Consider the following 12,184-nt stretch of genomic DNA (forward strand, 5'->3'; position numbering starts at 1 on the left):
GTTTTTCATATTACATTTATCATTATGATCATGACAAATGTAATATGAAAACGATGACTATAGACACATGTAATCGTTCTAATAAATTGTTACACTTTAATCAAACAAATAAATGTTTAATTTATATTTAAGGGGAGGGATGAAATATGAAGTATGTGTTATTAGTAAGTCATGGAATTTTTGCAAATGGACTGCATAGCGTGTTAGAGATGATGGCTGGAAGTGATAGAAATGATATTTTAAGCACTAATTTAATTAATGGTATGACTGTAGAGAGATTCGAAGGTGAAGTTGAGAAACTAGTTCAAGAAATTACTCAAGAGGACCAAATAATATTACTTGCAGATCTTATAGGTGGATCACCACTAACAACAACTTTGAATGTTTTAAGTAAAAAAGATATGTTAAAAAACACAATGGTCTTTGGTGGAATGAATTTATCATTAGCGCTTAATGCAGTATTAATGAAAGATGTTCTAAAACAAGATGAATTTAAACAAGTACTAATCGAAGAGTCAAAAGAATCTATAAAAGAATTTGAATTAGATTCAGATGGAAATGATGATGATATTTAAGGGGGAATAAATTATGTCAATTTCATTTATTAGAGTAGATGATAGAATGATTCATGGTCAAACATGCACACGCTGGGCATTAGAATATCCTTGTGATGGACTAATAGCTGTAAATGATAAAGCTGCACATACACCTGTATTAAAAGCAGCATACAAAAGTGCGAGTGGGAAAAAGACTTTTGTATGGACGCATGAAGAATGGAAAGAAAAATCCCAAAAGGTAATGGAAAGTAAAAGCCGTTATTTTTTAATAACAAAAGATCCAATTTCTATGGCTCAAATTTTAGTAGATGATAAATTTGAACCAGGAATTAAAGAAGTTATTATAGGTCCATGTAATGATAGACCAGGTTCAATAAAACTTGGTAATAATCAATCAATTACACAAGAAGAAGCAGAAGCTTTAGAAAAGATTATGAATGCTGGTTATAATGTTGAATTTGCATTATTAAAAGAAGAAGCAATTGGAAATTGGAAAAAATTTAGAGGTCAATTTGGATTTAAATAATAAAGGGGGATGGTGTAAATGACAATTACTTGGATTCAGGCAATATTATTTGGATTACTTGCATGTCTAGCAAGTATGCCAGGTATGGGAGGTACAGCAATAGGAAACTATACTTTAGGAAGACCATTAGTTGCAGGATTAATAGTTGGATTAATAGTTGGTGATGTTTCAACAGGTATTATGGTTGGTGCAGCTATTCAGGTTATATATATAGCATTAGTAACACCAGGTGGAACAGTATCAGCTGATGTTCGTGCAATAAGTTATATAGGAATTCCATTATCAATAGCAGCAATAAAAGGACTTGGAATTGATCCTTCAACAGTTGAAGCTGCTCAAATGGCAGCAGCTTTAGGAGCAGCAGTTGGAACACTTGGAACAGTACTTTTTTATGGAACTGCTACTATGAACTTAGTATGGCAGCATATAGGCTGGAAAGCAGTTGAAAAAGGTGATTTCAAGAAACTTTATGCTGTAGATATGATATTACCTTGGGTTTCACACATACTTTTTAGCTTTATCCCAACATTAATTATCACTAAGATGGGTGCTAATATGGTTGATATAATAAAAACAACATTGCCTATGGATGGACTAGCTATGAAAACTTTATTTACTGTAGGAAGTTTGCTTCCAGCAGTTGGTATAGCAATATTATTAAAGCAAGTTGTAAATAAAGCAACAGATATGCTTACATTTTTATTTGGATTCATTTTAGCAGCATTTATGGGAGTAAATTTAATTGGATCTGCAATAGTAGGAGGTTTCTTTGCTGTAATTAATTATAAAATTAAGATGATTCAAATTGCAAAGCCAGTAGCCTCCGGTGGAGGAAATGCAGTATATGATGATGAGGAGGAGATATAAAATGGCTGAAAGTAATAAAAAAATATCTAAACAGGCATTAAAGAAATCTTTTAGAAATTGGTATTATGGACATTTAACTTGTTTCTCTCAAGAGCATATGCAGACATTCGGATATTTATGTTCAATGCTTCCAATAATTGAGGACTTATATGATACAAAGGAAGAACAAAAAGAAGCACTTGAAACATATACAGCATTTTTTAATACTGAGCCGCAATTAGGTACAGTTGTAGTTGGTATTACAGCAGGTCTTGAAGAGGCGAGAGCTAATGGTGATGATAATATAGATGGAGAAATGATTAATGGTATTAGAGCAGGACTTATGGGACCAGTAGCAGGAATAGGAGATTCTCTTGTTGTAGGTACATTAATTCCAATATTATTAGGTATAGCTTTAGGTCTATCAACAAATGGATCACCATTAGGTGCAATATTTTATATTGTTGTATGGAATTTAGTTATTACTTTAGGGATGAGATTTCTTTATTACAAAGGATATGAATTAGGTGGAAAAGCAGTTGAGATTATAGTTGGTGAAAAAGCAAATGCTATACGTGAATCAGTTATTATGCTTGGAACAATAGTTATAGGAGCAGTTGCTGCATCATGGATAAGTGTAACAACCTCATTTAAAATGTTTAATTCTGAAGGCGGGATAATTATTGATCTTCAAAATGTATGTGATGGTATTTTCCCTAAATTATTGCCACTATTAACAGTAATATTTTGCTGGTTCTTAATGAGCAAAAAGAAAATGTCACCTACAAAAGTTATGCTTATTCTTGTAGTAATAGCATTTATAGGAGTACTTGTAGGATTCTTTAACCCTGGATTACAATACTAATTTAGAGATATATCCAGAGCTGGAGGCTATAATATGTTAAATGAAAAGAAGAAATTGTTAATAGATGAAGCTGATAAGCAAGTTAAGGTATTGAAAAATTTAAAAAAGTGGCTTAGAAACTTTATGGGATTTTCAACTATAGGTTTAGTTATAGCTTGTTGGGGAATTCAAGGAACTACATTACAATTTGCTTTTGGAGTTATAGGAATAATTATTATGATTGTGTGTACAATTTCATCAATAATTATTAATATGGGAATAAAAAATGGCGAAAAGAATGTAAAAAAAATTTTAAAAATAGTAGGACAACTATAAATATAATATGAATTTTATTTATGAGACTATGTTTTAGTAAATAGACTAAAACATAGTCTATTTTTATTCTTTAGGAAATTATATTATCTTTTAATATGTGGATAACTTAATTTGTAATTTAGAAGAAGATAAAAGAAAAGTTTCCTAAAGAATAAAATATATGCGCCTGGACTTTTCTTCGGCAAGTTCAGAAAATCCAGAATGCGCTAAAAAAATCGACGGCTCATAATAACTTTAATTAAAGTTATTGACTGTTAATGTATTTATTTCTTTGAGAGGAAAAAGTTAGGAAGTCGCCTTGGCGATTTTTTTATATTAAAAACCTTTCTAGCGAATCTTTATAAAAATAATGATTTAATTATATATACTGCTCAATTTTGACAAAATAATTATATTTAAGGGTAAAATTATTTAAATGTTTTTATATTAAATAAAACTAAATTAAATTAAAATTTTTAAATATGATAGAAATCTACAAAAAATATTGACAGGCATTACTTGAAAAGTTTAAAATAAACACGTATTTTAACTTGTAAAATAAAATTAATGTTCGTAATATTATTTTAAAGAGGAGATTTAACAAATGAAGAAGAAATGGATTTATTTTCTGTTTATACCATGTTTAATATTGATTTTATACTTCATGATAACGCCACTTCTTGGAACAATAATTCCAACTTTTAATGATGATAGCGGTTTTTCATTGAAATTATATACAGATTTCTTTAAAGATGAATATATGATGAATATATTTTATAGAACTTTAAAAATATCATTAGTATCTTCAATCATATGTATGATTATAGGAGTACCAGTTTCATATTACATATCAAGAACATCTCAAAAGTTTAGAGGTTTATTTATAGCTTTAACTGTTTTCCCAATATTAACAAACTCAGTTGTTAGATCATTTGCATGGATGAGTATACTTGGAAAAAATGGAGTTATAAATAACATATTATTAAAGCTAAATTTAATTAATGAACCATTATCTTTGTTATATACTGAAGGCGCAATAATAATTGGTACAGTATATATATTCTTACCACTAATGATTATTTCACTAATAGGTGTTATGGAAAATATAGAAAAAGATTTATTAGAAGCAGCTGAAAGTTTAGGTGCAAATAAAGTTACAGCTTTCTTTAAAGTAGTATTTCCATTAAGTTTACCAGGATTAATTGTTGGAAAAGTTTTAGTATTTACAGGTTCTTTAACTGCATATACTACGCCACAATTATTAGGAGGAAATAAAAATACTGTTTTAGCAACTCTTATATATCAAAAGACAATGACTCTTGGTGACTGGCAAGGAGCAGCAGTAGTAGCAACTATAATGATAGTTACAACTCTTATAGTTATTAAAGGAATTAATTTCTTAGCATCAAAAATGGATAAGAGAGGTGTTTCATAATATGAAAAAAGGGAAATTATTAAGTATTTTCGTTGTATTAGTATATATTTTCTTATTTGCTCCACTAGTTATAATAGCTATGACAAGTATAGGAACAGAAAATTACATAGCATTTCCACCTAAAGGTTTTTCAATAAAGTGGTTTTTAAATGTATTTAATTCAGATAGTTTTATGAGCAGTATGGGCATTAGTTTTACTATATCAGGTATATCAACATTAATAGCGCTTATTATAGGTGTTCCTGCAGCTTATGGTTTAAGCAGGGGAAGCTTCAAAGGAAAAAGTGCTTTAAAAAGTTTTTTCTTTTCACCACTTATAGTTCCAGGAATAGTTGTAGGTTTTTCCTTATTCCAATTTCTTATTGTAAAGCTAGGATTACCAATATATCTTAGTTTATTTATAGGTCATACATTAGTAATAGTGCCTTATATTATAAGGGTTGTAGGTTCTAGTTTAGAAGGAGTAGACTACTCTATTGAAGAAGCAGCTGTAAGCCTTGGATGTACTAAGGTTCAGTCATTCTTTAAAGTAGTAATTCCTAATATAACATCAGGAATAATTGCATCATTTATGTTAGCTTTTATTAACTCATTTAATAATGTACCAGTATCAATGTTTTTGACAGGACCTGGAGTTAGCACACTGCCAATAACAATGATGAATTATGTGGAATATAATTATGACCCAACAGTTTCAGCGTTATCAGTATTATTAATGATAATAACTATTGGAGTTATGTTTGTAGCAGAAAAGACTTTAGGTCTAGGTAAATTTGTAGCATAAAAATAAGCTAAAATTACGGAGGATGAAAATGGATTTAATTAAGTTAGAAAATATAGATGTATCATATGATGGCAAAAATAATATACTTGAAAACCTGAATTTAAAAATAAAAAAGGGAGAACTTGTTTCGCTTTTAGGACCAAGTGGATGCGGAAAAACAACAACTTTAAGAGTCGTAGCAGGATTCATAGAGCCAACTGGTGGTAAATTCATGTTAGATAATGAAGACTATACAAAGATGCCTGTACATAAAAGAAACTTTGGATTGGTATTTCAAAGCTATGCATTATTTCCACACTTAACAGTTGAAGAAAATGTGGCATTTGGATTAAAGATGAAGAAGATGAGTAAAGATGAAATAAATAAAAAGGTTTCTGAAATGCTTGAAGTAGTTGATATGAGTCACTTAGCTAAAAGATATCCGAAGGAATTATCAGGAGGACAAAGACAAAGAGTTGCTATAGCAAGGGCCTTAGTTATAGAACCAAGTTTATTACTTTTAGATGAGCCTTTAAGTAATTTAGATGCAAAATTAAGATTAAAAATGAGAGTTGAAATAAGAAAACTTCAACAAAAGCTTGGAATAACAACTTTATTTGTAACTCATGATCAGGAAGAATGTTTTTCAATATCAGATAGAGTCGCAGTACTTAACAAAGGTGTAATAGAGCAATTTGATACACCGGAAAATATATATTCAAATCCAAGTACAGAATTTGTAGCAAGGTTTGTAGGGTTTGAAAATTTCATAAACTTAAGCAGGATTTCAGATAATGTTTATAAAGATGAATCTGGAGTAATATTTAATGTAAATAAAGGCAATACAAAAGAAAAAGTAAAAGGTACAATAAGACCCGATGATATTAAGATAGTTGATTCTAAAAAAGAAAACACTATTGAAGGAACTATATTAATAAGAACATTCCTTGGAAAGTCTTATCAGTATGAAGTTGAAACTTCAATTGGAAATATCATAGTTAATGGTGAAAACACAGCTGTTTATGATAAAGGGGACAAAATAACATTAGAATTACCAAGTAATAAAATAGTATTAGTATAATAAGTCTATATAATGGAGGAATTACAAATGATAAAGAAGAGTTTAGCAGCAATATTATTAGGAACATTAACTTTAACAACATTAGTAGGATGTGGCAACGCATCATCAAATGAATCTGGAAAGAAACTTGTTATATCAACATGGGGATTAAGTGAAGACTTATTAAATGAAAATGTATTTAAGCCTTTTGAAGAAAAGTATGGAGTGGATGTAGTTTTAGAAATAGGAAACAACTCAGAAAGATTAACTAAGCTTCAAAACAATCCAAACTCAAATGTAGATTTAATATACCTTGCAGAATCATTTGCTGAACAAGGAATAGAAGCAGGATTATTTGAAGAAATAGATTACTCAAAGGTTTCTAATGCAGAGCTTTTAAATGAAAAAGCACAAACAACTGTAGAAAGAGGATTTGGTCCTGCTTATACATTAAATAGTATAGGAATTGTTGTTGATCCTTCAGCAGGAGTAGAAATTAATTCATTTGAGGATTTATGGAAACCAGAACTTGCAGGTAAGATTGCAATACCAGATATAACAACAACTAATGGTCCTGCAATTGTTGCCATGGCATCAGAAAAAGCTGGAGTAGATTTAGAAAGTGATAATGGAGCAGCTGCATTTAAAGAGTTAGAAGCGTTAAAGCCAAACGTAGTTAAAACATATAGCAAATCATCAGACCTTGCAAACATGTTCTCAAGTGGTGAAATAGTAGCAGCTGTATCAGCAAATTTTGCTTATGAAACAATTGCTAAAGCAAAACCTGAAGTAAAATATGTAGTACCAGAAAGCGGAACATACTTAAACTTTAATACTATAAATATAAACAAGAATTCAAAAAATAAAGATTTAGCATATGAATTTATAAATTATGCATTAAGTGAAGAAGTTCAAGCAAGGGCAGCTAAAGCTTTAAGTGAATCACCAGTAAATACAAAAGTAGAATTAACTGATGAAGAAGCTAAAAATTTAACTTATGGATCAGTTGTTGATAATGCAAAAGTACTAAACTTTGAATACATTAATTCGCAAATGAGTACTTGGTTAGATACTTGGAATAGAATAATGAACTAATTTAAAGGAAATAATATAGTTTTACTGTCTAAATAATACAAAGATAAATAAAGGGTGTTTGCAGAAAGCGATGCAGGCACCTTTTATTTAATTTTAAAAACGGTATTATTAGATTAATTAATAATAATTATATAGAATTAAATATAATGGCTTGAATTATAAATGAACAAATAAAGATAACAGCTAGTATAATTATTTAAGAAACTTAGTTGCAATTTTAGTTTTAATTGTGAAGTAGCGCTTTAAAGATATTAGGTGGTATAAATTAAAGAAAGGATTTTATTATATGAAAAATATAAAAGCAGTAGAAAATGTAACAATACTAACTATGAATGAAAATAGAGATATTATAGAAAATGGTGTTGTAGTAATAGGAGATGACAAAATATTAGAAGTAGGAAATAATGAAATAAGAGAAAAATATAAAGAAGCTGAAGTTATAGATGGTGATGAAGGAATACTTATTCCAGGAATGGTTAATTGTCATACTCATGCATCTATGATTCCATTTAGAAGCTTAGCTGATGATTATAAAGATAGATTAAAAAGATATTTATTTCCATTAGAGCAAAAGCTAGTTAATAAAGAATTAGTGTATATAGGTGCAAAATATGCAATATGTGAAATGCTGTTAGGGGGAGTAACTACATTTTGCGATATGTATTACTTTGAAGATGAAGTTGCAAAGGCATCAAAGGAATTAAACATTAGGGGAGTATTATGTGAATCAGTTATAAATTTTCCTGCCCCAGATTCAAAAGAGCCTTTTGGTGGACTAGAGTATTCAAAAGAATTTATAGAAAAATGGATAGATGATTCTTTAATAATACCAGGCATTGCGCCACATGCTCCATATACTAATGATGATGAATCATTAAAAAAAGCTTATGAATTAAGCAAAAAATATAATGTACCATTAACTATGCATGTAGCTGAAATGGATTATGAGTATGATAAGTATGTAAAAGAATATAATTTAACACCAGTTCAATATCTCGATAAATTAGGAATATTAGATGAAAATTTTATAGCAGCCCACAGTGTATTAGTTAATGATGAAGATATAAATATTTTAAAAGAGAGAGGAGTTAAAGTATCTCATAATATTGGCGCAAATGCAAAGGGTGCAAAAGGGGTAGCTCCTATTTTAAAAATGAGAGAAGAAGGGATAAATATAGGACTTGGAAGTGATGGCCCTATGAGTGGAAATACAATAGATATAATTACTCAAATGAATTTAGTTGGAAAGATACATAAATTATTTTCAAATGATAGGTCAGTGCTTCCATCAGTAGAGTTAGTTGAAATGGCAACAATGGGTGGGGCGAAAGTCCTTGGATTAGATAAAAAGATTGGTTCAATAGAAAAAGGGAAAAAAGCTGATTTAGTATTAATAGAAACTCAATCAGTAAATATGCAGCCAATATATGATTACTATGCATCTATAGTATATTCTGCTAATCCAGCAAATGTTGATACTGTGCTAGTGGATGGTAAAATTGTTGTAAGAAATAAGAAATTAGTCAGCGGAGATTTAAATTTTATAAGAAATGAATTAATTGGATTAAAGAAAAAGATATATGATGTTGCTAAGAATTTATAGATGAATAAATTTTATTTTATTAGATTAAAATAATAAATATATAAATTATTCGGAGGAAAGTAGTATGTGTACAGCATTAGCATTAGAAACAAAAGATGGATATAACCTATTTGGCAGGAATATGGATATAGAATATTCATTTAATCAATCGATACATTTAGTACCTAGAAAATTTGCTTATAAAGATAATGTAACAGGTGAAATGAAAAAAACTAAATATGCAATAATAGGCATGGGAACTTTATTTGAAGGGTATCCAGCATTTGCAGATGGATTAAATGAAAAAGGATTAGCTTGTGCAGGATTAAACTTTCCTGGATATGCTTATTATGAGGATAAAGTAATCCCTAATAAAATAAATTTAGCACCATATGATTTAATACTTTGGATATTATCTAATTTTGAAACTGTAGATGAGGTTAGAAAAGAAATTAAAAATGTAAATATAGTTAAAAAGCCATTTAATGAATTTACTCCATTACCAACTCTCCATTGGATGGTATCAGATAAAGATGGAAATTCTATAGTAATAGAAAAAACAAAAGAGAAATTGAGTGTTTACGAAAATAAAGTTGGAGTTTTAACTAATTCTCCAACATTTGACTGGCATATAACTAATTTAAGACAGTATATGGGCATTAGTTCACTTCAGCCAGAAAATACAGTATGGAATAATCAAGAATTAACTCCTTTAGGGCAAGGTTTGGGCTCTATGGGGATACCTGGGGATTTTTCTACGGTATCTAGATTTGTGAGAACAGCATTTTTTAAATCTAGAATTAATACAGTTAGTGATTTAGAACGTGGAATAATTGAGTTTTTTCATATATTGAATAATGTAGCTATGGTAAATGGTGCCGTAAGGACCCAAAAAGGGAAAAATGATATAACTCTTTATACTTCATGCATGTGTCAGCAGAAAGGAATTTATTATTATAATACATATTATAATAATAGAATAAATGCAATAGATATGAATAAAGAATATTTAGATGCGAAAGAAATAAAAATATTCAATTATAGGGATACTCTAGACATCAATTATGAAAATTAGAATATATTGAAAATTGAATTTAAAAATAGTAAATATTTTGTTTGTACTATATAATTGAATAACTTCAGGCCTAATAATATTGGGCTGAAGTTATTTTATTTTAATTAATAAAATTAATTAAGTATTATGTTTAAACGATTCTTTTATAAAGCTATAATTTTTGTATATTTATAGCCATTGGACCACGCTGACCATCTTGTATATCTAAGCTTACATTTTCTCCTTCATGTAAATCTTTTTCAGGTCCTTTTTCTTTAATTTGTGAGTGATGTGCAAAAACATCTTTTCCATCATTGCATGAAATAAATCCATAGCCCTTTTCTTTATTATACCATTTAACAATACCAGTTATATTAGACATATATATTATCTCCTTTAAATATTTTATTTATAAGTAGTACCTGTAGAAGGTTCAGCTTCTCCATAAGGACTTTTTTCATGTGCCTTATTCTTTATATTTTTGCTATATTTTGGTGATGCAGGATCTGAAAAAGTAACATCTACATTAGACTGAATATTTTTATCGCTCATAATTTGTATCCTCCTTGAAAAGTATTACTATATTAGATTATCCATAATAACGAAATTTATTTAAATTTCAAATTATTTTAAAAAATTAACAAGTACTATGAATAGTTTTTTCTAAAAAAATTACTGAGAAAATATTAAGTTAGCAAAATGAGTTCTTTGGAATATAAGAATTTAAGAATTTTAGATCTTAAGAACTTAAGAATTTTAGAAGATATATTCTTAAGAATATAAGAATATGCACCCATAAAAAGAGCGGCTATGCTGCAATACGGATCTTTTCTTATTTTATGAGGGTTAGAAGGAATTCTTTTAGAGGAAATACCTACTCATATACATTCGTAGGTATAAGCGCTTCACACCAAATCGCAGATTTTGGTTCTCTGGTTAAGGAAACATATTTATTAGTAGATTAATATGGGATAGAATGTTAAGTTTGTACCTCACCAAGCAGTATATGCCAAGGAAACTCAGCTAACATTTAAGTAGAAGATAATTTCAAGTAATGATATTATAATAAAAGTAAATATTATATAAATTTTAAGGAGCCAGTAAATGAAATATTATTTAGCACCAATGGAAGGAATCACAGGATACATATATAGAAATTCATATGCAAAATTCTTTCCTAGTTTTGATAAATATTTTACGCCTTTCATTATTCCAAACGAAAGCAAAAGTTTAAAAACTAAAGAACTAATAGATGTTCAACCTGAAAATAATAAAGGATTAAATATAGTTCCTCAAATACTAACTAATGATGCAGAAGGTTTTATTATAACTGCAAATAAATTAAAGCAGTTAGGTTATAATGAAATTAATTTGAATTTAGGATGCCCTTCTGGAACAGTGGTTGGGAAGGGGAGAGGCGCAGGATTTCTAGCAAACAGGGATGAATTAGATAAATTTTTAGATGAAATATTTAAAATAGATAATATGAAGATTTCTATAAAAACGAGAATAGGAAAAGATAGACCAGAAGAGTTTTATGAACTTATAAAAATATATAATAAATATCCTTTGGAAGAATTAATTATTCATCCTAGAACACGAGAAGATTTTTATGGAAACAAACCTAACTTAGAAGTATTTAAAGATGCATTATCTTTAAGCACAAATAAAGTATGTTATAATGGTGATATTTTTACCGTAGAAAATCATAACAAATTAATAGAAACTTTTCCGAGTGTAAATACAATTATGATTGGAAGAGGAATATTAGCGAATCCAGGATTAATAAATGAAATTGAGAATAATATCAATATAGATAAAAAAACTTTAAAAAAGTTTCATGATTATATTTTGAATGAATATATAGAATTATTTCCACAAGAAACAGGTGCTTTATTTAAAATGAAAGAGTTGTGGTCATATATGATTTATATGTTTTCAGATAATAAGAACTATATTAAAAAAATAAGGCAAGCGCAAAATTTAATAGATTATAATAAAGAAATTGCGAATTTGTTTATGGAACAAAAAATTATAGAAGGAGCAGGCTTATTTAGTAAAAGATATTAAAATGATTGATATTAATCAGCAAAAAAAGTTCATGACA

At 28.6% G+C, this 12,184-nt stretch carries 14 protein-coding genes; 12 read left to right on the top strand and 2 right to left on the bottom strand.

Annotation, left to right across the window (positions count from 1 at the left end; all coding sequences use genetic code 11):
- Window positions 1-146: 146 nt before the first annotated feature.
- The 11 genes from CNEONATNEC86_RS04955 (at window position 147) to bsh (ending at window position 10,098) form a co-directional block, all read left to right on the top strand.
- Window positions 147-575, top strand: coding sequence for a PTS sugar transporter subunit IIA (locus CNEONATNEC86_RS04955; RefSeq protein ID WP_159135618.1), 429 nt, complete (start codon window positions 147-149; stop codon window positions 573-575).
- A gap of 13 nt (window positions 576-588) precedes the next feature.
- Window positions 589-1,083 carry a PTS sugar transporter subunit IIB gene (locus tag CNEONATNEC86_RS04960; RefSeq protein WP_058294148.1) on the top strand — a complete coding sequence of 165 codons (495 nt, stop codon included), beginning with the start codon at window positions 589-591 and terminating at the stop codon, window positions 1,081-1,083.
- 18 nt (window positions 1,084-1,101) lie between these two features.
- Window positions 1,102-1,950, top strand: a complete 849-nt coding sequence (locus tag CNEONATNEC86_RS04965; protein WP_058294149.1) for a PTS mannose/fructose/sorbose/N-acetylgalactosamine transporter subunit IIC — start codon at window positions 1,102-1,104, stop codon at window positions 1,948-1,950.
- Between the two features lies 1 nt (window position 1,951).
- Window positions 1,952-2,794 carry a PTS system mannose/fructose/sorbose family transporter subunit IID gene (locus CNEONATNEC86_RS04970; protein ID WP_058294150.1) on the top strand — a complete coding sequence of 281 codons (843 nt, stop codon included), beginning with the start codon at window positions 1,952-1,954 and terminating at the stop codon, window positions 2,792-2,794.
- A gap of 33 nt (window positions 2,795-2,827) precedes the next feature.
- Window positions 2,828-3,109: a hypothetical protein gene (locus CNEONATNEC86_RS04975; protein ID WP_058294151.1), complete on the top strand. Its 282-nt coding sequence runs from the start codon at window positions 2,828-2,830 to the stop codon at window positions 3,107-3,109.
- 583 nt (window positions 3,110-3,692) lie between these two features.
- Window positions 3,693-4,523, top strand: a complete 831-nt coding sequence (locus tag CNEONATNEC86_RS04980) for an ABC transporter permease (RefSeq protein WP_159135619.1) — start codon at window positions 3,693-3,695, stop codon at window positions 4,521-4,523.
- Between the two features lies 1 nt (window position 4,524).
- A complete protein-coding gene (locus CNEONATNEC86_RS04985; RefSeq protein ID WP_058294153.1) occupies window positions 4,525-5,307 on the top strand; it encodes an ABC transporter permease in 783 nt (260 codons plus the stop codon).
- Between the two features lie 28 nt (window positions 5,308-5,335).
- Complete coding sequence (locus tag CNEONATNEC86_RS04990; protein WP_058294154.1) at window positions 5,336-6,367, top strand: ABC transporter ATP-binding protein; 1,032 nt, start codon at window positions 5,336-5,338, stop codon at window positions 6,365-6,367.
- A gap of 27 nt (window positions 6,368-6,394) precedes the next feature.
- Window positions 6,395-7,441: an ABC transporter substrate-binding protein gene (locus tag CNEONATNEC86_RS04995; protein WP_083498724.1), complete on the top strand. Its 1,047-nt coding sequence runs from the start codon at window positions 6,395-6,397 to the stop codon at window positions 7,439-7,441.
- A 286-nt stretch (window positions 7,442-7,727) separates the two neighbouring features.
- On the top strand, window positions 7,728-9,044 hold the full coding sequence (locus CNEONATNEC86_RS05000; protein WP_058294155.1) for an amidohydrolase: 1,317 nt from the start codon (window positions 7,728-7,730) through the stop codon (window positions 9,042-9,044).
- 64 nt (window positions 9,045-9,108) lie between these two features.
- Complete coding sequence (gene bsh / locus CNEONATNEC86_RS05005; RefSeq protein ID WP_058294156.1) at window positions 9,109-10,098, top strand: choloylglycine hydrolase; 990 nt, start codon at window positions 9,109-9,111, stop codon at window positions 10,096-10,098.
- Window positions 10,099-10,249: 151 nt separating this feature from the next.
- Here bsh and CNEONATNEC86_RS05010 read toward each other — a convergent pair whose 3' ends face one another.
- A complete protein-coding gene (locus CNEONATNEC86_RS05010; RefSeq protein ID WP_058294157.1) occupies window positions 10,250-10,459 on the bottom strand; it encodes a cold-shock protein in 210 nt (69 codons plus the stop codon).
- A gap of 23 nt (window positions 10,460-10,482) precedes the next feature.
- Complete coding sequence (locus CNEONATNEC86_RS21185; RefSeq protein WP_172437841.1) at window positions 10,483-10,629, bottom strand: hypothetical protein; 147 nt, start codon at window positions 10,627-10,629, stop codon at window positions 10,483-10,485.
- A gap of 552 nt (window positions 10,630-11,181) precedes the next feature.
- On the opposite strand from CNEONATNEC86_RS21185, the gene CNEONATNEC86_RS05015 reads away from it, so the two are divergent.
- Complete coding sequence (locus tag CNEONATNEC86_RS05015; protein WP_058294158.1) at window positions 11,182-12,147, top strand: tRNA dihydrouridine synthase; 966 nt, start codon at window positions 11,182-11,184, stop codon at window positions 12,145-12,147.
- Window positions 12,148-12,184: the final 37 nt, after the last annotated feature.

This window comes from Clostridium neonatale (assembly GCF_900465025.1).
Taxonomy (GTDB): domain Bacteria; phylum Bacillota; class Clostridia; order Clostridiales; family Clostridiaceae; genus Clostridium; species Clostridium neonatale.